The following is a 24,044-nucleotide window of genomic DNA, read 5'->3' as shown; positions in this document are numbered from 1 at the left end:
TTTATTTTTTCATTGGGGATAGCGCTTAAATAAAAATGCCGTCATTACCATACCCAGCATCGAAAGGCAGACGGTGATAATGGCAAGATTGGCCCAGTATTGGGTGGCAGATATCAGCGCAGCGCTCAGGGTCGGTATAAAAAACTGTGCGCAGGCTGAAATTTGTAAAACCAGACCCACACTGGCCGCTGCTGCATAGGCGCGTGGTGCATAGTGCAAGGTAATCGCAAAAACAGTGGTCGGGATCATCCCGCCAATCAGTGAAAACAGCACGGCACTGACAACCTGAAATTCAAATGAGAGCCATGAATTTGCAGCAAATACCAAGCAACTGCAACAGAGCACTGCCACAAATCCGGTGCTCAATAAGGTGGGCGGTCTATAACCCTGTTGCAGCAACATGCCTGCGCCAAAAGTGCCCCCAGATTGGCCAGAACGACCATCGAGACCAGCATCCCTGCACGTTTTAAGTCCAGCCCCTGTTCAACATACAGTGTAGGCAGGAAGCCCGTGACAGTAATCCATTGACTGGTATAACAGGCGAAAATAATCGCCAGACAGATAATGGGAGGATGGGTCAGGGTAATTTTAACAATCTGCCAGAATGAGGTATTTTCCGTAGCTGGCTGAGAAGAGTCTGGCTGTGTTACCAGGACAGGTTCAATATTTAAATATTGTTTGACCATTCCAGCAATGACCAGGCACAGGCAGCCCAAAATGCCCCCAGATCGTTTGCCAGTCCAGATATTCAAGCAGGAGAGGAATCATCAATACGGCCAGACTGACACCGATGCCCATATAGGAACTCCAGAGTCCCATCTTGAAATTCAGTGTTTCAGCGCGGCTGGTACGTTTTAAAATTGCTGGCGCACACAAGGAGATGGTTAAAAACCCGATTCCCTCCATAAAACGCAATACATATAAAGTGGCAGGCTGCGTAATCCAAAGCCCGGCAAGACTGCTCAGCTCTAAAATGATTAAGGCCATGATCAGGCAGCGCTTTAATCCCATTTTTTCCGAGAAGGCGCCAATGCATAGCGCAAACAGCATTCCGGCAGCCTGCACCAACGCTAATGAAAAACCAGCCTGAGTAAAACTCAGGTTTAAATCCTGCTGCAACAGAGGAATCACGGCCGAAAGTTTGCCGACATGGATCGCAGCCAGATAACCGGCCAAGATAATCCATACATCACGAAATGATATTTTTGACATCTATCCGAACTGAGTCCATTTAAAGCATCTGCTTGTATATCAAGCATCATTCATATATAGATAGGAATAACATGAAAGTTTTATAAAATTTATAGGATTTAAGCCTAAGCTCATTAGTCGATGATAGGGCATGGATTGACCGGGAGTGGGCTGTAAATGGTTCTAAATAAGCCCTGTCCTTGGCAAGATCATTGATAATATAATGAAAAGTGAGTTTAAAATTGATATGATGCTTCACTTAAGTCTAAGGAAAAGTGCAGACCTTATAAATAAAACGAGTCTAAACTTGAAATTTGCGTGAAAAAAACAATTAAAGCCTTGTTGAAATAAAGTAAATAAACTTTCATGGCCTGAGGTTTGTGATTACAATTGATTACTTAAATCAGATTTCCTGCTCCATTTTTAGTATTGAAGAATTAAACCGTGACCGACGCTCAGCAAAAACAGCCTAAACATGTCATGATGATGGCCGCAGGTACAGGTGGACATGTGTTTCCAGCGTTAGCTGTTGCCAAAGACTTACAACAACAAGGTATACAGGTTTCCTGGTTGGCCACCCCTGCAGGCATGGAAAACCGTCTATTAAAAAACCAGAATATTCCCATTTATCAGATTGATATTCAGGGTGTGCGTGGCAACGGTTTTCTACGTAAGGCCTTGGCGCCTTTTAAAATCATGAAAGCCACCTTAAGTGCCATGAAATTCATGAAACAGCTTCAGGTCGATGCCGTGGCAGGCTTTGGCGGCTATGTGGCAGGCCCGGGTGGTTTGGCCGCACGTATCTTAGGCATTCCGGTGCTGATCCATGAACAGAATGCAGTTGCCGGTTTTACCAATACCCAATTGTCGCGTGTGGCAAAGATGGTGTGTCAGGCTTTTCCAAATACCTTTCCGGCCCAAGAAAAAGTCGTGACTACAGGTAATCCGGTACGACAAGAAATTAGCGAAATTTTAAATCCGTCTTGGCGTTATCAGGAGCGTGACAAGGCAGGACTGCCTTTACGTATTCTGATTGTTGGTGGGTCTTTGGGGGCGCAAGCCTTAAATGAACGTGTTCCAGAAGCTTTAAAGCAACTCAATGTGCCATTAAGCGTCTATCATCAGTGTGGGCAAAACCATGCCGAGTCGACCCGGGCACGCTATGGAAATGCACCGGCCAGTCTGCAAGTAGAAGTACAGCCCTTTATTGAAGATATGGCCAAAGCCTATTCTGATGCCGATCTGGTGATTTGCCGTGCTGGCGCATTGACTGTAACTGAAATTGCCACTGCCGGGGTGGCTGCGATTTTTGTGCCGCTTCCAAGCGCAGTGGATGATCACCAGACGGCCAATGCCGGTTTCCTGGCCAATATCAATGCGGCAAAGATTTGCCCGCAGGCCACGATGACCCCGGAAAGTTTAACAACATTATTAGAGCCGATGCTGAATCGCCAGCTGTTAATGGAAATGGCCGTGAAAGCACGTCGACAGGCTCAACCCGATGCGACTCAACATGTGGTCCGTTTAATTCAAGAATTGTAATCCGAGTAAACTATGTCTCCAACAACCCCAGCTGAACAAGCGAAAAAGTTAATTAAAGTGCCGGAAATGCGCCGTATCAAACACATTCATTTTGTGGGGATCGGTGGCGCAGGCATGTGTGGTATTGCGGAAGTGCTGAAAAACCAGGGCTATAAAGTTTCCGGTTCAGATATCAAGGCATCCAATACCACCGCACAGCTGGAAGCGAATGGCATTAAAGTCTATATCGGGCATACTGCAAATAATATTAAGGGCGCCAACGTGATCGTGGTCTCTACCGCGATTGATAAAGAAAATCCGGAAATTAAAACCGCGATTGAAAACCGTATTCCTGTGGTTCGCCGTGCGGAAATGCTGGGTGAGCTGATGCGTTACCGTCATGGTATTGCCGTTGCCGGCACGCATGGCAAGACCACCACCACCAGTCTGATCACCTGTATGCTGGCTGAAGAAAACATGGATCCAACCTATGTGATCGGTGGTTTGCTGAACCGTACCGGTATGAACGCAGCCTTGGGCGCCAGCCGTTATATCGTGGCCGAAGCCGATGAGTCAGATGCTTCTTTCCTGCACCTAGAACCGATGGCTGCCGTGGTGACCAATATTGATGCCGATCATATGGATACCTATGGCGGTAGCTTCGATGTCCTGAAAGATACTTTTATCCAGTTCCTGCAAAAATTGCCATTTTACGGCTTGGCTGTAGTCTGTGGTGATGATGCCAATATCCGTGAAATCATGCCGCGGATTGCACGTCCGTTACTGACTTATGGCTTCAATGAGGACAATGACATCCGCGCAGTAGATGTTGATCAGGATGGCATGCAAACCCACTTTACCGTATTGCGTAAAGAGCGTGAGCCATTGCGTGTAACCGTGAATCAGCCAGGTTTGCATAATGTGCTGAATGCCCTGGCCGCGATTGGTATAGCGACCGATGAAGGCGTGTCTGATGCTTCAATCTGCCGTGCACTGGAAGGTTTCAGTGGTGTGGGGCGTCGCTTTGAGGTTCAGGGTGAGTTTGAAATTGACGGTGGTAATGTGAAACTGGTGGATGACTATGGTCACCATCCAAAAGAAGTCGAAGCGACGATTAAAGCTGCGCGTCAGAGTCATCCGGACCGTCGTCTGGTAATGATGTTCCAGCCACACCGTTATAGCCGTACCCGTGACTGTTTCGATGATTTTGTGGAAGTACTTTCTACTGTAGACCAGTTATTGTTGCTGGATGTTTATCCTGCCGGTGAAAAACCGATTGTCGGGGCGGACAGTCGTACTTTGGCCCGCAGCATTCGTCTACGTGGTGAAGTCGAGCCGATTCTGGTCGATGCGGCGGACGGCAACCTGAATCAGATCATGAGAAAAGTATTGCAAGCAAATGACTTGTTATTAACCCAGGGCGCAGGTAATGTTGGAGCAATCTCAGTCGAGCTTGCGCAAAATCACTTATATATAAAATAGTCATCTTGCATGACTGAATTGAATTGACCAGATTGAAAAAAGTTTAAGGATATAAACGTGTCAAATGCTTCAAAATTCGGAAAAGTTGCCGTGTTGCTTGGTGGTAAATCTGCAGAGCGTGAGGTTTCTCTAGACAGTGGTACGGCGGTACTTGAGGCATTAGTGCGTTCAGGGGTTAATGCGGAAGCGTTTGACCCGCAGGAGCGTAGTGTCACAGAACTGGTAAATTATGATCGTGCTTTTATTGTATTGCATGGACGTGGCGGGGAAGACGGCCAAATTCAGGGTGCACTGGAATGGTTAAACGTGCCGTATACCGGTACCGGTGTACAAGGTTCTGCGATCGGCATGGACAAGGTCAAGACCAAGCAGGTCTGGCAGGGTTCGGAATTACCGACAGCGCCGTATCGTATTGTCACCAGAGATTCTGATGCGACCGACATTGTTAATGCTTTAGGCTTGCCTTTGATTATCAAGCCGGTGCATGAAGGTTCCAGTATCGGCATGAGCAAGGTCGAGAAAATTGAAGACTTTGCCGAAGCGATTACCAAGGCAACTGAACATGATGCCGTGGTGATGGCAGAAAAATGGATTACCGGCCGTGAATACACCATTGTGGTTTTAAATGGTCAGGCGCTACCGGTGATTCGTCTTGAACCGCCTCAAGATGTTGCCTTCTACGATTATGAAGCGAAATATCAGCGTAATGATGTGCAATATGGCATTCCATGTGGTTTAAGTGAAGCTGAAGAGCAGCAGTTAAAAGCCTTGAGTTTGCGCGCATTCCAGGCAGTCGGTGCCAGCGGTTGGGGCCGGATTGATGCCATGCAGGATGAACAGGGCAACTTCTGGTTGCTTGAAGTGAATACCGTGCCGGGAATGACCAGTCATTCACTGGTGCCAAAGGCGGCAGCTGCAGTCGGTTACAGTTTTGATGAGCTGTGTGTGGCGATACTGGAACAGACCTTGACTGGTTCGGCACACTAAATATGGCTCAACTTCCTGTTTCCATGCGCCGTAAACGTGCTGCGATTACTTCAATTCACGACAAGCCGCCAACACGCAAAGAAAAGCTGACCAATTTTGGTGGCTGGTTATTGTTGTGTATTGCGCTACTGGTGCTGGCCTTTGGAATATTGGGCTTATATAAAGTCATGACCAATAGTGATGTGGCAGAGCTGGGTGTCGTGGGTACGCGCTCGGCTGCTGAACAGCGTCAGGTCATGCAGTATGTGTCACCGATTGTGACCGAAAACTATTTTACTTCGGATTTGGAAGCGATCCGTGATCGTACCCTGGAATTGTCCTGGGTAGATCGGGTTGTGGTTTCCCGAGCCTGGCCAAATGGCATTCGGGTGCGGGTGATGCCGCATCATGCGATTGCGCGTTGGGGAACGGGACGTTTATTGAGTGACAGTGGTGTGATTTTCACGGAAGTCACACCCAAGAATTATCAGGCATTACCGTTACTACATGGGCCGGCGAGCCATGCAGAAACCATGATGCGTCGTTATAATGAAATTAATCAATTATTTTTGCCACAAGGCATTCGTCTAAAAGAATTATATCTCACCGAGCGAATGACCTGGTTTATGCAGTTTGATTCGGGTTTAAGAATAATTGTGGATAAAGATCAGACCATGAGCAAATTACAACGCCTGAGCCATCTGTCTCAGAGTGATTTGAAGCCGGTCTGGTCTAAAATTTCGGCCATCGACCTGCGTTATCGCAATGGATTGTCGATCCAGTGGAAAAATTCAATTCCGCCTAAAATTGTAAATGGACATTTTATTGTAACCATTGATGACACGGGCGTTGAGAATAAGGTAACAGTAAAGCCATAATGACCGGCTTTAAAAAATAGAGGCATTTAAAGCCATAAATCTAACAAACACGTAATGGTAGTAGTGAATAATGAGTGAAGCTGTTCCCTCGGTTGTGGCGATTGACATTGGGACACACAAAGTTTCAGTTTTGATTGGCAAGGTACACGCGCCAGACAATATCCAAGTGATTGGTATGGCCACCGCTCGTAACCGAGGCATGAGTAAAGGGAAAATTGTCAGTCTCGATAAAGTTATTACTGCAATTAAAAATGCCGTTCAAGAAGCAGAAGATATGGCGGAATGTCGTGTACATTCTGCCTGGGTCTCTATTCCAAGTGCCGAATTAAAAAGCTTTTATGCTTCAGGTCGCACCTCGATCGACAATAGCGAGCATGCGATTACCACCAGTGAAGTGGTGCGTGCACTGGAATTGGCCAAAGCCAGTCATTTGACTTCAGATCATTATCTGGTCAGTGCTGTGCCTCTGGGTTTTGAGCTGGATGATTCACCGGAATGGGTGCTAAATCCGATTCGTATGTCGGCACATAGCATGACCGGGCATTATCATCTAATGATGCTGCCAATCAGTACCATGCAGAATATTGATCGCGCCCTGAAAGGTGCCAATATTGGCGTGGAAAAAATGGTGGTGTCGAGCTTGGCCACTGCTGAAGCCAGCCTGCTGAAAGACGAAAAAGAATATGGCGTGTGTCTGGTGGATATCGGTGCTGGCACGACCAATGTTGCGGTGTATGTAGATGGTCGTTTGGCCTTAACCCATACCTTTCAGCGTGGCGGTGAACATGTGACCCGCGATATTGCAGCAGTATTGCAAACCACGACCGAAGAAGCTGAACGTCTGAAATTATTGTATGGCTGTGTCGACCTGAAAGTGGTCAAGCCGGATCATATGATTCAGTTCCAGGGGATTGATGGACCACAAACCATCAGCCGGATTGAACTGACTGAAATTATTATGGCTCGTTATGAAGAAATTCTGGGTCTGGTACGTGATGAGCTGGTGAAAAATGGTGCCATCCAGGGCTTGTATCATGGTGTGGTATTGACCGGTGATGCCAGTCATATCGAAGGGATGGTGAGTTTTGTTCGCCGTACCATGGGGGTCTCGGCGCATTTAGGTAATCCGCCGACTCAGGTGTATGCAGACGAACAACATCAGGCTGCTTTACGTCGCTCGCAATATAGTACGGTGGCTGGCTTGCTGATGTTTAGTCAGAGTGATACCCAGGACACGATTGTGGAACAGGATGATGTAGAGCGGTTGTCATTGGCTAAGCGGGTCAAAAGAGCCTTGTTTGGCTTTAATGACACCCTGAAATCAATCTTTTAAGTCGATTTTTATTGTGAATATTGTTGGGAAGATGTAGTTAATCGGGCTTGTACTTGACAAGTGAACGCATGAGCAGCATTCTTAAAAACAATTTTATTAAGATTAAGGCAGTATACGGGCTTAGTGACTGCCAATTATGAATTAGGAATTTTATAGGTCATGGCCTCATTTGAATTTTTCGAAGACGATCATAGCGATAGCAATGGTCAAGCCCGTTTCACTGTATTTGGTGTAGGTGGTGCGGGTGGTAATGCGGTACAACATATGTTGCAGTCCGATATCCAGGGCGTAAAATTTGTTTGTGCCAATACGGACAAACAGGCATTGGATCGCATGGAAGCCGAATTTAAAATTCAGCTGGGCGAGCAAAGTACCCGTGGTCTGGGTGCAGGTGCAAATCCGCAAGTCGGCCAGACCGCAGCAGAAGAAAGCCGTGAACTGATTCGCCAACAGCTTGAAGGGACCGATATGGTCTTTGTAACTGCGGGTATGGGCGGTGGTACCGGTACCGGTGCAGCGCCAGTGGTTGCTGAAATTGCGAAAGAAATGGGTATCCTGACCGTTGGTGTCGTGACCACGCCATTTAACTTTGAAGGCAAACGCCGTCTACAGTCTGCTGAAAAAGGTATTGAAGCGCTTGAGCAGCATGTAGATTCATTAATCATTATTCCAAACCAGCGTCTATTGAAAGTCTTCCGTGATATTTCAATGAAAGATGCCTATAAAAAAGCGGATGATGTTCTACTGAATGCAGTACGCAGTATTTTTGATTTAGTCGTCCGTCCTGGTCATATCAACCTTGACTTTGCTGACTTGAAAACAGCGATGAGCACACGTGGTTATGCCATGATGGGTGTCGGTTTGGGTCGTGGTGAGAACCGTGCACGTCAGGCTGCTGAGCAGGCAATCCGTAGTCCATTACTCGACAACGTAACTATCATGAATGCCAAAGGTATTCTGATCAACGTGACCGGTGGTGATGATGTGACTTTCGGTGAAATTGAAGAAATTACCGATGTCGTGAACCAGATTGTCGATTTAGATGAAGGTCAGGTGTTCTACGGTACCGTTTTTGATCCGGATGCGCGTGATGAAATCAGCGTAACTGTGATTGCAACAGGTCTCACTCGTCATGCAGCGGATTCAGTTGAACCGACCAAACGTACTAACGTACAGGCAACTCGTCCAGCAGCAGCTGCACAGGCTGTGGTGGAAGATGATGATGTACCGGCAATTCAGCGTCAGCAGCATGAAACAGGTGCAGCAGCGAATCCGGCGTCGGCTTCGGTTTCTAGCCCGCGCCCAACGCCAATGAGCATTCAGGATTATCTTAAGAATCAACAGCGTAAATAACATGTAACATCATGTGTTTAGCTGGATTAGACAGGAAAGGTGGCTTTTAAGCCACCTTTTTGTTTTTTATCAATGGCCAAATATGCTAACGTATAGCGGTTTTATAGATGAACAGATGATAAAAGCATGTTGAAACAACGTACCCTGAAACGTGTCGTGAAAGCGAGCGGAATCGGTCTTCACAGTGGGCAAAAAGTCATGATTAACTTTGTGCCGCACCATGCCGATGGGGGAATTGTGTTTCGTCGTATTGACCTGAATCCGCCAGTCGACATTCCTGCCGATGCCATGCTGATTCAGGAAGCCTTCATGTGCTCGAACCTGGTTCAGGAAAATGCCAAAGTAGGCACCATTGAACATGTCATGAGTGCGATTGCTGGTCTGGGCATTGATAACCTGATTATTGAAGTGTCGGCCTCTGAAGTGCCGATTATGGACGGCAGTGCAGGTCCGTTTATTTACCTGTTAATGCAGGGTGGTTTGCAAGAGCTGGATGCCGCCAAAAAATTCGTCAAGATTATTAAACCGGTTGAAGCGCTGATTGATGACAAACGTGCCATTTTTAGCCCACATGAGGGCTTTCAGCTGAATTTCACCATTGATTTTGATCATCCTGCCTTTAAAAAAGAACATCAGTCCGCCAGTATCGATTTTTCTACTGAAACCTTCGTTTATGAAGTCAGTGAAGCGCGTACCTTTGGGTTTATGAAAGATCTCGATTATCTCAAAGCCAATAATCTGGCGTTGGGTGCCAGTCTGGAAAATGCCATTGGTGTGGATGAAACTGGGGTCGTTAATGAAGAAGGTTTGCGTTTCTCGGACGAATTTGTACGGCATAAAATTCTGGATGCCGTGGGTGATTTATACTTGCTCGGACATCAGATTATTGCCAAATTTGATGGTTACAAATCTGGACATGCCTTGAATAATCAACTTTTACGCAATGTGAAAAGTGATCCAAGCTGCTATGAAATTGTAACATTTGATGACGAAGCCAATTGTCCAATCATGTATGTGAATGTGACATAAGTCATTGTGTTTGTGTCTTTATGTTTTTGTTATTGCTTTAATACTGTGATACACATCACATAATGTTTGCTTTTTAATTTATTACATTTGATTGCTATGTTACTTTTTATTGCTTGCCAAACGTAGTAAAGCTTGGCTAAGCTTAGGGTCGCTTATAAAGTCAGCAGCACTACGAAGTAATTCCTGTGTTTCTGCATTTAAGGCTCTTTCAGGTGTTGCTGAAACAGGTGATGTTTGCGAAGGATTCCGCAAGCAAACTTGAAGTTTAGTGAGATCTGTTAATTCATTTATTTGAGAGAGTTGTGAAATGTATTGCTTTTGAAGATAGGCCAATTGACTGATCATGGCCTGGTTTTCACCGGTAATCGTTAACACACCATTTTGATAGCAGACAACTTGCCAGCGTTCCGGTTGGGGCAATAGCGGTTGTACGAGTTTCGTAAGTTTCTGCCAGGCAGCGACTTGTGATGAGAGAAACGAAAAGTTTCCTGTTTTTATCTGTTTTCTTGTTTGTTGAAAAACGTTGACAGGTTCCGACATACATAATTCCTACATATTTATGTCTTAATCTTATGCGCTTCTTTTAGTGGATATCAAGGATAGAGATCTTCAAGGAACTCGATTAAAGCAGTTTAGAGAGGTTTTTTATGCATATGCGACGTATTTTGTTGGCATTTTCTTTATCAGTTTCAGCGGCTTCGGTTGCGTTCGCAGATTTAGTCAATCTAAATCAAGAAAATGGTTCAACAGATCGTATCGAGCAATTGACGCGTACTCTGGCACAGGGTGCATATACTCATCCAGATGATATCGATATTCCAGCACAGACTAAATTGAATGTTCAACTTCGTGAGAAACCAGTTGAACTGAACAATCGAACGCTTGCTCAGAAGTATGCCAATACTTCATCCAATAAAGCGGCAGCAAACAGTGCTTATTCTTGGCTAATTTCTCATCCTTTACCTAATTCTCGCGTAAGTTCAAATTACGGTGGCCGTACCATGGGTGGCCGTGCTGAAAATCATTCAGGCCTTGATCTTGCAGCGCCAAGTGGTACACCAATCTATGCAACAGGTCCAGGGATTGTGACCAAATCAGGTTGGGGTACAGGTTATGGTCAATACGTTGAAATCAATCATGGTAATGGCTATTTAACGCGCTATGCTCATGCTTCACGTCTTATTGCACGTGTGGGAGAGCAGGTGCAAGCAGGTGATCATATTGCCAACGTTGGTTGTACTGGTCGCTGCACCGGTCCACACTTGCATTATGAAGTAGTAAAAGACGGTCAACGTAAAAACCCATCTACTTATTTGGCCATGTTACCTTAAGTATAGACCCGAATAACAAGATGCATCTCTATACATAAAAAATCTCCAATAAGCATTTTAAAGCGTTTAAGCTGAAGGCTCTTTAAGTCAACTTGAAGGGCTTTTTGTTTTATCGCTTTTAGATATCATATTATCACCAACTATTATAATGATTGTATAATAAATCGCCTTTATTGACTATTTTTTGTTATGTTGTGTAATTATACGTCACTCATCATTTAGTTCCTAAATAGTACTGCTAAATCGCATTCAGCTGAGGCCATACCTGCTGAGGTCTCAAATATGGTACATATAAGACATTAGATTAGGCTTTTAGGAACTGTAGATTATGGCGTTTTATGGCGATACAGACGCGCAAGAAACCCAAGAATGGCAAGATGCATTTGACTCTGTTTTGCAGCACATGGGCACTGAGCGTGCAGCATTTTTGTTAGAAAAACTTTATCAACGCGCAATTGCAAAGCATGTTCCTATTCAGCGTTTAAATACTCCCTACTTAAATACGATTTCTGTTGAAGAACAGCCTGCAATGCCAGGCGACCAGGACATGGAGCGCCGTATTCGCGCGCTGATCCGCTGGAATGCCTTGGCAATGGTATTACGCGCGAATAAAACCGGTGACGATCTCGGTGGTCACCTAGCGAGTTTTGCTTCTTCCGCAACCCTTTATGATGTGGGCTTTAACCACTTCTTCCGTGCCAACAGCGACAGCTTTGGCGGCGACATGATCTATTATCAAGGTCACTGTGCACCGGGTATTTACGCGCGTTCATTTTTAGAAGGCCGTTTGACTGAAGAGCATCTAAATAATTTCCGTCGTGAAGTAGGCGGTAAAGGTCTGCCATCTTATCCGCATCCTTATTTGATGCCGGACTACTGGCAGTTCCCAACCGTATCGATGGGTCTGGGCCCAATCATGTCGATTTATCAGGCACATATTCAAAAGTACCTGATGAACCGTGGCCTGATCAAAGAAGAAGATCGTAAGGTTTGGGCGTATTTGGGCGATGGCGAGATGGATGAGCCGGAAAGCCTGGGTGCAATTTCTCTGGCAGGTCGTGAAAAGCTCGACAACCTGATTTGGGTAGTAAACTGTAACTTACAACGTCTGGATGGTCCGGTACGTGGTAATGGCAAGATCATTCAGGAACTTGAGTCACTATTCCGCGGCGCAGGCTGGCGTGTGATTAAAGTTGTGTGGGGCCGTCATTGGGATCCACTACTAGATAAAGATAAATCCGGCGCACTGAAAGCAGTGATGGAAGAAGCCGTCGATGGCGATTTCCAGCGTTACCAGGTAAAAGGTGGTGCTTATGCACGTGAAAAATTCTTCGGAAAATATCCAGAAGCAGCTGAGTTGGTTAAAGACTTAAGTGACGAAGATATTGATAATCTGAACCGTGGTGGTCACGACCCGTACAAAGTCTTTGCTGCTTATGCCGAAGCATGTACGGCCAAAGGTCAGCCGACCGTGATTCTGGCGAAAACCGTGAAAGGTTATGGTTTGTCCGAGGAAATCGAAGCAGTCAACAAAACTCACCAAATCAAGAAGATGCAAATCAATTCTTTGAAATACGTGCGTGACCGTTTCAATCTTCCTTTCACTGATGAACAGCTTGAAGAAGTACCATTCTACCGTCCAAGCGAAAACTCACCTGAATTGAAATATATGAAGGCACGTCGTGAAGCTTTAGGTGGTTACCTGCCTGCACGTCGTAAAGAAAGCGAACAGCTGGCGATTCCTGGACTTTCAGTATTTGATTCGGTCTTGGCCGGTTCAAATGGTAAAGAGCAATCGACCACGATGGTGATGGTGCGTTTAATCTCTGCACTTCTTAAAGAGAAAGCGATTAAAGACCGTGTTGTGCCAATCGTGCCTGATGAAGCCCGTACTTTCGGTCTGGAAGGGATGTTCCGTCAGCTCGGTATTTATGCCGCGCATGGCCAGAAATATACCCCGGAAGACCAAGAACAGCTGATGCATTACCGTGAAGCCAAAGACGGTCACATGTTGCAGGAAGGGATTAACGAAGCCGGTGCGATGAGTGCATGGGCAGCATTGGCGACCAGTTATTCAACCAATAACCTGCCAATGATTCCGATGTACATGTACTACTCGATGTTTGGTTTCCAGCGTATTGGTGATATTGCATGGGCAGCAGGCGATGCACAGGCACAAGGCTTCTTGCTGGGTGCAACTGCGGGTCGTACTACACTGAACGGTGAAGGTTTACAGCATCAGGATGGTCACTCACACATCTTGGCCAATACCATTCCAAACTGTGTCTCTTATGACCCATGTTTCGGTTATGAATTGGCAGTGATCGTGCATGACGGTTTACAGCGTATGTATGTGAACCAGGAACGTGTGTTCTATTACCTGACTGTGATGAACGAAAACTACGAGCATCCGGAAATGCCAAAAGGTGTTGAAGAAGGCATCAAGCGTGGTATGTACTTACTGGAAGAAGATGAAAAAGCCACGGTTCAGTTACTGGGCTCGGGTGTGATCCTGCGTGAAGTGATCAAGGCGGCGAAGATTCTGCGTGAGGAATATCAAATTCACTCAAATGTCTACAGTGTCACCAGCTTCAATGAACTGGCACGTGATGGTATGGCATGTGAAGAATACAACCGCCTGCATCCACTTGCTGAGGATGTGAAAGAAGCATGGATATCGAAACAGCTACGCGGTACCGAAGGTATTGTGGTGTCTGCAACTGATCATATGCGTGCCTATAGCGAACAGATTCGTGCCTATCTTCCAGATGGCCGCCCATTTGTGGCACTCGGTACCGATGGTTATGGCCGTTCAGATACACGTGGTAATTTACGTAGCTACTTCGGTGTCGATGCTGCCCATATTGTGGTGGCAACTCTGAAAAAACTGGCAGATGAAGGTGAAGTTGATCCGCGCCTGGTGAAAGACGCGATCTCGACGTTTGAGCTGGATACCGATCGTCCGGTGGCTTGGGCACCGCAAGACACCCCATCTGTACATGCTGTTGCTGACTACAAAGAGGAGAACTAAGCATGCAAATTACGACTCCCGATATTGGTGTAGATCAGGCAACCGTGGCCGAAATTCTGGTCAAAGTCGGTGATACGATCGCGATCGATGACAGCATTGTGTTACTTGAATCTGATAAAGCCTCTGTTGAAGTGCCTAGCACTTCAGCAGGCGTGGTAAAAAGCATTCTGGTGAGCCAGGGTGATGAAGTCGCTGAAGGCGCGGTACTGATTGAGCTACAAGCTGAAGACGGCAGTACTGATGTGGTCGAGCCACAGCAAGCAGATGCATCTGAAAAAACTTCAGAAAATACCCCGACTTCATTGCCGGATCAGGAAATCATGCAGGAACTGGCTTCGCATCAGCCAAAAGCTTCTGCTGCTCCTGAGGCGCAAGCAAACTCACAAGTGGTTGATGTTCAAATCCCCGATATTGGCGTAGAAAAAGCCACTGTAGGTGAAATCCTGGTCGCTGTCGGTGATGAAATTGAGGTAGATCAAAGTATCGTAGTGGTGGAATCAGACAAGGCGACTGTTGAAGTGCCAAGTACGGTTTCAGGCACGGTGGAATCCATCGAGATTAAAGAAGGCGATACCATTAAAGAAGGTGTAGTCATTCTGAAAGTGAAAACGGCTGTTTCGGCAGCGTCAGCACAGACAGAAGCACCTCAAGCACCAGTTGCTCAAGCGGCGGCCCAAGAGAAAGCAGTCGAAGCGCCGCAAACGCCAGCAGCACCTACAGGTGATGTTGAATTGATGGTGCCTGACCTGGGTGTAGACAAGGCGGCTGTGGCTGAAATTCTGGTTCAGGTCGGTGATACGGTTGAAAAAGACCAGAGCATCATCGTGGTGGAATCAGATAAAGCGACTGTTGAAGTGCCAAGCACTACAGCCGGCGTGATTAAAGCCATTCATGTGGAACTGGGTCAAAATGTCTCTCAAGGCATTGCACTGGTGACAATCGAAGCTGAAGCGCAAGCAGCTGCTGCACCTGTTGCAGCCAAAGCAGAAGCACCGAAAGCAGCAGAAGAACTAAAAGCGCCTGCTGCAAAAGCAGCACAGGCACCTGCTGCATCTTCTACTCAAACAGTCGCGACGTCGGATAATGCCGATAAGCTGACCAAAGAGCAGAATGTCGCTAACTCGAAAGTCTATGCCGGTCCTGCTGTGCGTAAACTGGCACGTGAACTGGGCGTCGTGTTGGCAGATGTCAAAGCATCTGGCCCACATGCGCGCGTTATGAAAGAAGATCTGAAAGCGTATGTCAAAACGCGTCTTACTACGCCGCAGGTGGCTCCTGTCACCGCTGCTGCTCAAGTCGCAGGTCTGCCAAAACTACCAGACTTTAGCGCTTTTGGTGGTGTGGAAGAGAAAGCCTTGACGCGTTTGCAACAAGTGTCTATTCCACAGTTGTCGCTGAATAATTTCATTCCGCAAGTGACCCAGTTTGATGCAGCAGATATTACTGAACTGGAAGCATGGCGTAATGAACTGAAAGGCAACTTCAAGAAAGAAGGTCTTAGCCTGACCATTATGGCGTTCATCATCAAAGCAGTTGCGCACTTGTTAAAAGAAGAGCGTGAATTTGCTGGTCACTTGGCCGATGAGGGTAAGTCAGTATTGCTACGTAATGAGATCCATATGGGTATCGCGGTCGCAACGCCAGATGGTTTGACCGTGCCTGTGCTACGTCATCCAGATCAGAAGTCAATTAAACAGATTGCCACTGAGCTAGGCGCCTTGGGTCAAAAAGCGCGTGACAAGAAATTGTCGCCGAAAGATCTGCAAGGTGCGAACTTCACTATCACTAGCCTGGGTTCAATTGGTGGTACAGCATTTACGCCATTAGTGAACTGGCCGCAAGTGGCAATTCTGGGTATTTCACCTGCAACCATGCAGCCGGTTTGGAATGGTGAAGGCTTTGATCCACGTTTGATGCTGCCGCTTTCATTGTCCTACGATCATCGTGTGATCAATGGTGCAGATGCTGCTCGTTTCACCAACAAGCTGACCAAGCTGCTCAAAGATATCCGTACTTTATTGATCTAAAAAATCATGTATATGCCCTTTATTTTCTCTCTCTGGGAGAAATATAAAGAGGGTGTAAAGAGAAAACCCTGCTTCGGCAGGGTTTTTTGCTGCTGCATTGAAAAATAATCTATTTGATTCTATACTTGGCGCACTTCATTGGGGAGTAGCCGCTTTTTGCGCAAAGCAGAAGGGTGATGGTCAACATATTTGCTCAACCGAGCATGGTCATCATAGCAAAGAACCAAGTCAGCTTTTCCAAGCTTTCTTTTGTTGGCAAGACCTTTGATTTACCACTCTGCAGATTTTGGCTAGCAGGAGCGGTGAGTCATTGGTATTGGATGCTAGCCAGAGAAAAACCTCATGTATGAATTCCTACTGTCGACTGCAATCGTAGCGCTGGCTGAAATGGGTGATAAAACCCAACTGCTGGCTTTGCTGCTTGCTGCACGTTTTCGCAAACCTGTTCCTATTTTAGTTGCCATTTTATTGGCGACGCTGATTAACCACGGCCTTTCTGCGGTATTAGGGCAATGGGTGACCACGGTGATTGGGCCGGAGGTGCTGCTGTGGATCGTCTCGATTGGCTTTATCGCAATGGCTGTCTGGATGCTGATTCCGGATGAACTCGGGGATGAAAATGCCAGTATCAATAAATGGCAAAAATTCGGGGTATTTGGTGCGACCTTTATTCTGTTCTTTCTGGCAGAAATTGGTGACAAAACTCAGATTGCTACGGTCGCATTAGCAGCACGTTTCGATAGCGTATTCTGGGTGATGCTTGGGACCACTTTGGGCATGATGCTGGCCAATGCACCTGCAGTATTTTTGGGAGATAAGCTGGCGAATAGACTCCCGATCAGCCTGATTCATAAAATTGGGGCGGCGATTTTCCTGGTGATTGGTGTCGCAACACTGGCTCAACATTATTTCTTTTAAATCATAAAATAATAAATTACATGAATCCTGAGCTAAAAACTCAGGATTTTTTATGGTTAAAATTCTCTCAAAACCTTGGTAAATAGTGTGATATGGCTAGTTTTATTGATTGTAAGTTTGATTAATTCCTTATATTTTATACGGGTATAAAAACGTTATTTTTATTATAAATTGGGGAATTTACATGGCTTTTGAACGCACCACATCGCAGGTCCTGTTTGATAACGGGACACATAAGTGCATCAGTTTTACCAGTCTGGTTAAAGGTGAAGGCGTTCAGGCAAACCAGTTTCTGATCATTGATCATGAGCGCGCAGCGGTACTTGATCCGGGTGGTGATTTAACCTATGTGCCGCTGACTATGGAGCTGAATAAATATACCCGTTTGACCAATCTGGATTATGTCATGGCCTCGCACCAGGACCCGGATATCATCACCTCGATGCCGCGCTGGCTGGTCTATACGGACGCCAAAGTGGTGGCATCCAAACTGTGGGCACGCTTCTTGCCGCACTTAAACTCAGCCTTTATGAGTGACCGGATGAAAGGTAACTGGTTAGACCGCTTGGTGGAGCTTCCGGATCATGGTCAAATCATTCCGCTGGGCCAATCAAATATTGTGGCGGTGCCGGCGCATTTTCTGCATTCGGTGGGGAATTTCCAGTTTTATGATCCGATTGCCAAGATTTTATTTTCAGGTGATATGGGCGCGTCTATGGTCGAAGATGCCGCCAAGCCACTAGAAAATTTTGCCGCGCATATTCCGAAAATGAAAAGCTTCCATCAACGCTATATGTGCAATAACAAGGTCATTCGTCTTTGGGTGCAAATGGTACGCAGCATGGAGATCGAGATGATTGTGCCGCAACATGGTACACCATTTATCGGTAAAGAGCAGATTAATCAGTTTCTGGACTGGATTGAAACGCTGCAATGCGGAACTGACCTGATGGATGAAACGGTTTTTACTTGTCCTGAATAGTTCACACAAAAAATAATTTTTTTCTTGTGTGGAAAAACAACATTTTTTATATTTCTTCTCCAAAAAACTTTTTTTGATAATGAGAACTTATAAGAAATGTTGTCTCAAGTTCCAAAACCGGATGCGTGTTTAAGCTGCGGGGCGTGCTGCGCCTATTTCAGGGTTTCGTTCTATTGGGCTGAAGGTATTCATATGCCTGAGCACTATACCGAACCTGTGACAGCAGTCTATTCATGTATGGCTGGAACCAATCAAAAAAATCCACGCTGTATCGCACTTGATGGCACCATCGGCCAGCAGGTGAGCTGCGGCATGTATGAGCAGCGCAGTTCATCCTGCAAAGAAGTGCAGATTGCCGATGAGCAATGCAATAAGGCACGTATTGCACACAATATGTTGCCCTTTGTCCAGATTGAAACTGATGAAGCCGACAATGATGACAGTTTTGAATATGTCAGCTAAATCCATCCAAAGTAGAGCTTAGGCTCTGCTTTTCACTTCATTAAAATGATCGGGGTATATTTTAAAATAGGGAACTTCATGATCGGACGTATTATTGATACTGTTTTAGCACCCACATAGATCTGCGTGTACGAAGCTTGAATAAAAAAATAATTTTGCAATTGCAATGAAATTTAAGCCGATATTTGTTTATAATAGTGCACGGAAATTACCAGTGAGACTGTTATGTTGACCATCGTTCAAGACGCGTTAACCTTCGATGATGTCCTATTACTCCCTGCCTATTCTACTGTTCTTCCAAAAGATGTCTCCCTAAAGACACGTTTAACTCGTGGCATTAACCTGAATATTCCTCTTGTGTCTGCAGCAATGGATACGGTGACTGAGTCCCGTATGGCAATTGCAATGGCGCAAAATGGTGGTATCGGTATTTTGCACAAGAACATGGATATCGCGGTTCAGGCTGCAGAAGTGCGCCGTGTGAAAAAATTCGAAGCGGGTATGGTCAAAGACCCGATTACAGTCACTCCTGAAACCACAGTACGTGAACTGATTGCGTTGACTCAAGCCAACAATATCAGTGGTGTACCCGTTGTGAAAGATGGCAAAGTGGTGGGTATCGTGACCGGTCGTGATACACGCTTTGAAACCAATCTTGAGCAGCCAGTCAGCAATATCATGACTGGTCAGGATCGTCTGGTGACGGTTCGTGAAGGCGAATCGAAAGAAAATATCCAAGCTTTATTGCAACAGCATCGTATTGAAAAAGTATTGGTGGTTAATGATCAGCAAGAGCTGAAAGGCTTGATTACGGTAACAGATTTCCGTAAAGCTGAACTTTATCCAAACAGCTGTAAAGATGACTTGGGTCGTCTGCGTGTTGGTGCTGCAGTTGGTACCGGTGCAGAAACGCCAAGCCGCGTAGAAGCCCTGGTTGACGCAGGTGTGGACGTGATTGTAGTCGATACTGCACACGGTCATTCTGCGGGTGTGATCGAACGCGTGCGTTGGGTTAAAGCCAACTATCCACAAGTTCAGGTGATTGGCGGTAACATCGCGACAGGTGATGCTGCGCTGGCGTTGCTTGATGCGGGTGCGGATGCTGTTAAAGTTGGTATTGGTCCTGGTTCAATCTGCACCACACGTATTGTGGCGGGTATTGGTATGCCACAGATCTCTGCAATTGATTCTGTTGCCAATGCACTGAAAGATCAGATTCCTTTAATCGCAGATGGCGGTATCCGTTTCTCTGGCGATATGGCCAAAGCGATTGGTGCGGGCGCGAGCACGATTATGGTTGGTTCATTGATGGCCGGTACTGAAGAAGCACCAGGCGAAGTTGAATTCTTCCAGGGCCGTTACTACAAAGCCTATCGCGGTATGGGTTCATTGGGCGCAATGGCAGGTGCAACTGGTTCTGCAGACCGTTATTTCCAGGACTCTAAGGCAGGTGCCGAGAAGCTGGTTCCTGAAGGTATTGAAGGTCGCGTACCGTACAAAGGCCCAATGGGTAATATCGTACATCAGATGATGGGCGGCCTACGTTCTTCGATGGGTTATACCGGTTCTGCGACGATTGAAGATCTACGTCAGAATGCCAAGTTTGTGAAAATCACTTCTGCCGGTATGTCTGAGTCGCATGTACATGATGTGACCATTACCAAAGAAGCACCAAACTATCGCGTGGGTTAATTTCCTGTGATTTAAAATTTTAAAAAGCCGTCATGCAAATGACGGCTTTTTTATTTTGGTGTAAAGTGTGACTCAAGGAAAAAAATGGGTGATATCAATCATCCGCTAAGAAGTGAGATAAAGATGAGTTATTTTGGTACGGATGGTATTCGTGGAAAGTTTGGCGAATTGCCGATTACCCCTGAGTTTGCCCTGAAACTGGGATTTGCAGCCGGAAAAGTTTTAAAACGCCATAGTAAAAAATCCAAACCATTGGTGGTTCTGGGTAAAGATACCCGTTTGTCTGGTTATATCCTGGAAGCAGCCTTGCAAGCAGGTTTGAATGCCGCTGGCGTTTATGTTCATCTTTTAGGTCCACTACCGACACCGGCGATTGCTCACTTGACCCGTGCCTTACATGCCAGCTTGGGTATTGTTATTTCCGCTTCGCATAACCCGTATTTTGATAATGGCATTAAGTTCTTCTCTGCAGAAGGTAAAAAACTGCCAGATGCTTTACAAGACGAAATTAATCAGGAGCTTGAAAAAGATTTTTTGATTGAAGATACGGCGAATCTGGGTAAAAGTATCCGGGTTAAAGATGCTAATGGTCGCTATATTGAATTCTGTAAATCGACGTTCCCGTATCATCTGGATCTGAATGAACTTACCATTGTAGTGGATTGTGCCAATGGCGCAGCCTATAACGTGGGGCCTGCAGTGTTCCGTGAACTGGGTGCACGTGTGATTGCGATTCACAATGAGCCGAGCGGTTTAAATATTAATGAGGGCTGTGGTTCAACCCATCCGGAAAGCTTGCAACAAGCTGTGGTTCAACATCAAGCGGATTTGGGTATTGCCTTTGATGGGGATGCTGACCGTGTGGTTCTCGTAGATAAAGCCGGTAATCTGATTGATGGCGACCATATTCTTTATATTCTTGCGACTCAAAGCTCGAAAAAACCGGCAGGTATCGTCGGTACCTTAATGAGCAATATGGCGCTGGAACTGGCGCTGGAAAAAGCACAAGTGCCGTTATTACGTGCCAAAGTCGGCGACCGTTATGTATTGCAAGGTCTGGAAGAAAATGGCTGGGTAATTGGCGGTGAGCCTTCTGGTCATATTCTGACTTTAGACAAGAGCACCACAGGCGACGCCATTATTGCAGCCCTGCAAGTTTTAACCGTGATGGTCGAGCAGAAAAAAGCCCTGCATGAACTTGTGGCTGACTTTAAACTGTTGCCAAATGTTCTGGTCAATGTACGTTTAAATGCCATGTTTGATCCTTATTCAGTGCCTGCACTGGCAGCTGAATTTGAAAAAGCCGAACAGCAGCTTAAAGGTCGTGGCCGTTTATTGATTCGTAAATCCGGCACAGAACCGGTCATTCGTGTGATGGTCGAAGGTGATGATCTGGTCGAAGTTACCACACTTGCAAACAGCCTGGCAGATGCTGTGCGTGCCAATGCCGCTTAACGGGAACATAGATAATGAGTGATCTGATCAAGGATCTGAGTGAACTACGCCTGAATTATGAAAAAGGCGAGTTGCAGGAACAGCAAGTCAATCCGAATCCGCATATGCAGTTCTTGCAATGGTTTAACCATGCACTGGAAGCAAAATTGTACGAGCCCTATGCCATGTCATTGGCAACAGCCAATGCACAAGGCCGTCCGCATGTGCGTACGGTATTGCTACGTGGAGCGACTGAAGCGGGATATGACTTTTATACCAACTATGATAGTCAAAAAGGTCTGGATCTGGCTGAAAATCCTTATGCCGAACTGTTGTTCTACTGGCAGGATCAGGAACGTCAGATTCGTATTTCGGGTCGTGTAAAGAAAATATCGGAAGAAGAATCGACCGATTATTATCATAAACGTCCACGGGAAAGCCAAATTGCCGCGCATATCAGTACCCCGCAAAGTGGCGTTGTGGCCAGTCGTGAAGAATTGCAGCAACGTTTTTGGGATTTGCATACCCAGGTCGCGAATCAGCAAGAGTTGGACAAGCCAATATTCTGGGGCGGTTATCGTCTCGAACCTGATTATTATGAATTCTGGCAGGGTCGTCCGAACCGTTTACATGACCGTCTGAGTTATCGTAAAAGCGATGATGGCTGGACTTTAGAGCGCTTAATGCCATAACCATGCAAAAACTGGAAATCAAACAACGGCCATTGCTAACCCGTTCTGAAAACTTAGCGGGTGTTCCTGCATTTGTAGCCGAGATTCTTGCCCGTCGCGGGGTGGAGTCCGAGCAGGAGCTTGAGCTCAAGCTGAAGCATTTGCTGGCACCCACCATGAAAGGATTGCCCGAAGCAATTCAATTGATGGATCAGGCAATTGATCGTGGCCAGAAAATCGTGATTGTTGGCGATTATGATGCCGATGGCGCGACCAGTACCGCACTCATGGTGCTGGCATTGCGCGATATGGGTGCCAATGTCGAATATCTGGTACCGGACCGTTTTAAATATGGTTATGGATTGACGCCCGCAATTGCAGATCTGGCCTTTGTCAGTTTCACACCTGATTTACTGATTACCGTGGACAATGGCATTTCCAGTCATGACGGAGTCAAACAGGCCCAAGATCACGGCATGCAGGTGATCATTACAGATCATCATCTGACGACCAAGCCGACACCACAAGCCGAAGCGGTGGTCAATCCCAATCAGCTGGGTTGCGACTTTTCAAGCAAAGCGCTGGCCGGGGTCGGGGTGGCTTTTTATGTATTGGCCAATCTGTCTACCCATCGAAAGAAACTTGGAAAATCCTCTACGGTAATTACCAATTATCTTGATCTGGTAGCGCTCGGTACCTATGCCGATGTCGCCAGTCTGGACTATAACAACCGGATTCTGGTTGATGCAGGTCTGAAACGCATTCAGCAAGGGCAGTGCCGTGCAGGAATCAGTGCACTGCTGGATATTGCCAAACGTGACCCTGCTGGTCTAAAAGCCCAAGATCTCGGTTTTGTTCTGGGCCCACGGATTAACGCGGCTGGACGTATGGAAACTATGGATATCGGCATCGAATGTCTACTGGCTTCTGATCTGGCAACTGCTTACCCACTGGCTGAACAACTCAATCAGCTCAATGTCGAACGCCGTCAGGTGGAAGGTAAAATCAAGCAGGAAGCTTTGCTTGAGCTGGATAAAATTCAGTGGGATGCAACTGAACTGCCTGCTGCGCTGATCATGTTCGAACAGCATTGGCATCAGGGAGTGATTGGAATTGTTGCAGGACGTTTGAAAGAGCAGTTTCATCGTCCGAGTATTGTCTTTGCCGCGGACCAGGATGGGCTTCATATCAAAGGCTCGGCGCGTTCGATAGAAGGCATTCATATCCGGGATGCGATTGAACAGGTGGCGGAGCAATATCCTCATTTAGTCAGTCATTTTGGCGGACATGCAGCAGCAGCCGGTTTAACCCTGAAAAAAGAAAATTTCGCCGAGTTTAAGCAGGTCTTTGAAGCACTAATTGCTGCGATGGATGAGGATTTATTCACTGCGACTTTATGGACGGATGGAGAGCTGCCAGCTTCTGCTTTTCACATTGAAACAGTCGATTTATTACAAAATTTAAGTCCATGGGGGCAAAAATTTCCCCAACCGATTTTTGATGGTGTGTTCAAAATCATGGACTATCGCTGGCTCAAAGACGTGCATCTTAAATTGCGCGTGGCTTTGGAGAATGGGCAGGTCGTGGATGCGATTGCCTTCAATGCAGCGGATAAATATGACTTTGACCCGATGAAAGATACGCGCTTGGTCTATGAGCTTGATAAAAATGTCTTTAATGGTAATGTCAGTCTGCAAATGCGGATTATCCATTTAGAACAATAGGCCATAAAAAACCGCTCAA

At 46.2% G+C, this 24,044-nt stretch carries 18 protein-coding genes, 1 pseudogene and 1 riboswitch; of the genes and pseudogenes, 17 read left to right on the top strand and 2 right to left on the bottom strand.

The annotated features are described in order from the left end of the window. Window positions 1–9: 9 nt before the first annotated feature. A pseudogene (locus NI455_RS04105) lies at window positions 10–1,212 on the bottom strand (MFS transporter). Between the two features lie 423 nt (window positions 1,213–1,635). Here NI455_RS04105 and murG point away from each other — a divergent pair. The 7 genes from murG to lpxC all read left to right on the top strand — a co-directional run bounded on the left by murG (window position 1,636) and on the right by lpxC (window position 9,753). Next, window positions 1,636–2,733: an undecaprenyldiphospho-muramoylpentapeptide beta-N-acetylglucosaminyltransferase gene (gene murG / locus NI455_RS04100; RefSeq protein ID WP_253112564.1), complete on the top strand. Its 1,098-nt coding sequence runs from the start codon at window positions 1,636–1,638 to the stop codon at window positions 2,731–2,733. Window positions 2,734–2,745: 12 nt separating this feature from the next. Beyond that, complete coding sequence (gene murC / locus NI455_RS04095) at window positions 2,746–4,194, top strand: UDP-N-acetylmuramate--L-alanine ligase (protein WP_253112561.1); 1,449 nt, start codon at window positions 2,746–2,748, stop codon at window positions 4,192–4,194. Window positions 4,195–4,251: 57 nt separating this feature from the next. Beyond that, window positions 4,252–5,181: a D-alanine--D-alanine ligase gene (locus NI455_RS04090; protein WP_195725300.1), complete on the top strand. Its 930-nt coding sequence runs from the start codon at window positions 4,252–4,254 to the stop codon at window positions 5,179–5,181. A gap of 2 nt (window positions 5,182–5,183) precedes the next feature. Next, the gene (locus NI455_RS04085) at window positions 5,184–6,038 is read left to right on the top strand and encodes a cell division protein FtsQ/DivIB (protein WP_005108153.1); all 855 of its coding nucleotides are present in this window, start codon (window positions 5,184–5,186) and stop codon (window positions 6,036–6,038) included. 70 nt (window positions 6,039–6,108) lie between these two features. Next, a complete protein-coding gene (ftsA, locus tag NI455_RS04080) occupies window positions 6,109–7,371 on the top strand; it encodes a cell division protein FtsA (protein WP_004647239.1) in 1,263 nt (420 codons plus the stop codon). 159 nt (window positions 7,372–7,530) lie between these two features. Further along, window positions 7,531–8,724, top strand: a complete 1,194-nt coding sequence (gene ftsZ, locus NI455_RS04075; protein ID WP_253112559.1) for a cell division protein FtsZ — start codon at window positions 7,531–7,533, stop codon at window positions 8,722–8,724. 126 nt (window positions 8,725–8,850) lie between these two features. Beyond that, window positions 8,851–9,753: a UDP-3-O-acyl-N-acetylglucosamine deacetylase gene (gene lpxC, locus NI455_RS04070; protein ID WP_004647241.1), complete on the top strand. Its 903-nt coding sequence runs from the start codon at window positions 8,851–8,853 to the stop codon at window positions 9,751–9,753. A 99-nt stretch (window positions 9,754–9,852) separates the two neighbouring features. On the opposite strand, the gene NI455_RS04065 is transcribed toward lpxC, so the two are convergent. Then, the gene (locus NI455_RS04065) at window positions 9,853–10,293 is read right to left on the bottom strand and encodes a DciA family protein (RefSeq protein WP_004647242.1); all 441 of its coding nucleotides are present in this window, start codon (window positions 10,291–10,293) and stop codon (window positions 9,853–9,855) included. 107 nt (window positions 10,294–10,400) lie between these two features. Here NI455_RS04065 and NI455_RS04060 point away from each other — a divergent pair, with 107 nt between their 5' ends. The 10 genes from NI455_RS04060 (at window position 10,401) to recJ (ending at window position 24,025) form a co-directional block, all read left to right on the top strand. Further along, window positions 10,401–11,084, top strand: a complete 684-nt coding sequence (locus NI455_RS04060) for a M23 family metallopeptidase (protein ID WP_005245719.1) — start codon at window positions 10,401–10,403, stop codon at window positions 11,082–11,084. 328 nt (window positions 11,085–11,412) lie between these two features. Next, complete coding sequence (aceE, locus tag NI455_RS04055; protein ID WP_253112556.1) at window positions 11,413–14,115, top strand: pyruvate dehydrogenase (acetyl-transferring), homodimeric type; 2,703 nt, start codon at window positions 11,413–11,415, stop codon at window positions 14,113–14,115. A 2-nt stretch (window positions 14,116–14,117) separates the two neighbouring features. After that, entirely contained in the window at window positions 14,118–16,142 is a 2,025-nt protein-coding gene (locus NI455_RS04050) for a 2-oxo acid dehydrogenase subunit E2 (RefSeq protein WP_253112553.1), read from the top strand. Window positions 16,143–16,270: 128 nt separating this feature from the next. After that, window positions 16,271–16,412, top strand: a riboswitch (yybP-ykoY riboswitch). Window positions 16,413–16,484: 72 nt separating this feature from the next. Beyond that, window positions 16,485–17,060: a TMEM165/GDT1 family protein gene (locus NI455_RS04045; protein ID WP_004729168.1), complete on the top strand. Its 576-nt coding sequence runs from the start codon at window positions 16,485–16,487 to the stop codon at window positions 17,058–17,060. Window positions 17,061–17,244: 184 nt separating this feature from the next. After that, window positions 17,245–18,042: an oxygen-binding di-iron domain-containing protein gene (locus NI455_RS04040; RefSeq protein WP_071850272.1), complete on the top strand. Its 798-nt coding sequence runs from the start codon at window positions 17,245–17,247 to the stop codon at window positions 18,040–18,042. Between the two features lie 96 nt (window positions 18,043–18,138). Beyond that, on the top strand, window positions 18,139–18,504 hold the full coding sequence (locus NI455_RS04035; protein WP_080591854.1) for a YkgJ family cysteine cluster protein: 366 nt from the start codon (window positions 18,139–18,141) through the stop codon (window positions 18,502–18,504). Between the two features lie 225 nt (window positions 18,505–18,729). Then, window positions 18,730–20,196 (top strand): IMP dehydrogenase, encoded by a 1,467-nt coding sequence (gene guaB, locus NI455_RS04030; RefSeq protein ID WP_004281332.1) that lies wholly within the window; start codon window positions 18,730–18,732, stop codon window positions 20,194–20,196. Between the two features lie 123 nt (window positions 20,197–20,319). Beyond that, window positions 20,320–21,651 (top strand): phosphoglucosamine mutase, encoded by a 1,332-nt coding sequence (glmM, locus tag NI455_RS04025; RefSeq protein WP_253112551.1) that lies wholly within the window; start codon window positions 20,320–20,322, stop codon window positions 21,649–21,651. A 14-nt stretch (window positions 21,652–21,665) separates the two neighbouring features. Continuing rightward, window positions 21,666–22,322 carry a pyridoxamine 5'-phosphate oxidase gene (gene pdxH / locus NI455_RS04020; RefSeq protein WP_253112550.1) on the top strand — a complete coding sequence of 219 codons (657 nt, stop codon included), beginning with the start codon at window positions 21,666–21,668 and terminating at the stop codon, window positions 22,320–22,322. Between the two features lie 2 nt (window positions 22,323–22,324). After that, window positions 22,325–24,025 carry a single-stranded-DNA-specific exonuclease RecJ gene (recJ, locus tag NI455_RS04015; protein ID WP_253112549.1) on the top strand — a complete coding sequence of 567 codons (1,701 nt, stop codon included), beginning with the start codon at window positions 22,325–22,327 and terminating at the stop codon, window positions 24,023–24,025. Window positions 24,026–24,044 lie beyond the last annotated feature (19 nt).

Source organism: Acinetobacter lwoffii (assembly GCF_024129435.1).
GTDB lineage: Bacteria > Pseudomonadota > Gammaproteobacteria > Pseudomonadales > Moraxellaceae > Acinetobacter > Acinetobacter lwoffii_F.
This window is presented reverse-complemented; position numbering and strand designations above follow the sequence as displayed.

Coding starts and splice junctions, on each gene's coding strand:
- murC (WP_253112561.1), top strand. CDS start 2,746: ATGTCTCCAACAACCCCAGCTGAACAAGCGAAAAAGTTAATTAAAGTG.
- NI455_RS04085 (WP_005108153.1), top strand. CDS start 5,184: ATGGCTCAACTTCCTGTTTCCATGCGCCGTAAACGTGCTGCGATTACT.
- ftsA (WP_004647239.1), top strand. CDS start 6,109: ATGAGTGAAGCTGTTCCCTCGGTTGTGGCGATTGACATTGGGACACAC.
- ftsZ (WP_253112559.1), top strand. CDS start 7,531: ATGGCCTCATTTGAATTTTTCGAAGACGATCATAGCGATAGCAATGGT.
- lpxC (WP_004647241.1), top strand. CDS start 8,851: ATGTTGAAACAACGTACCCTGAAACGTGTCGTGAAAGCGAGCGGAATC.
- NI455_RS04065 (WP_004647242.1), bottom strand. CDS start 10,293: ATGTCGGAACCTGTCAACGTTTTTCAACAAACAAGAAAACAGATAAAA.
- NI455_RS04060 (WP_005245719.1), top strand. CDS start 10,401: ATGCATATGCGACGTATTTTGTTGGCATTTTCTTTATCAGTTTCAGCG.
- aceE (WP_253112556.1), top strand. CDS start 11,413: ATGGCGTTTTATGGCGATACAGACGCGCAAGAAACCCAAGAATGGCAA.
- NI455_RS04050 (WP_253112553.1), top strand. CDS start 14,118: ATGCAAATTACGACTCCCGATATTGGTGTAGATCAGGCAACCGTGGCC.
- NI455_RS04045 (WP_004729168.1), top strand. CDS start 16,485: ATGTATGAATTCCTACTGTCGACTGCAATCGTAGCGCTGGCTGAAATG.
- NI455_RS04040 (WP_071850272.1), top strand. CDS start 17,245: ATGGCTTTTGAACGCACCACATCGCAGGTCCTGTTTGATAACGGGACA.
- NI455_RS04035 (WP_080591854.1), top strand. CDS start 18,139: ATGTTGTCTCAAGTTCCAAAACCGGATGCGTGTTTAAGCTGCGGGGCG.
- guaB (WP_004281332.1), top strand. CDS start 18,730: ATGTTGACCATCGTTCAAGACGCGTTAACCTTCGATGATGTCCTATTA.
- glmM (WP_253112551.1), top strand. CDS start 20,320: ATGAGTTATTTTGGTACGGATGGTATTCGTGGAAAGTTTGGCGAATTG.
- pdxH (WP_253112550.1), top strand. CDS start 21,666: ATGAGTGATCTGATCAAGGATCTGAGTGAACTACGCCTGAATTATGAA.
- recJ (WP_253112549.1), top strand. CDS start 22,325: ATGCAAAAACTGGAAATCAAACAACGGCCATTGCTAACCCGTTCTGAA.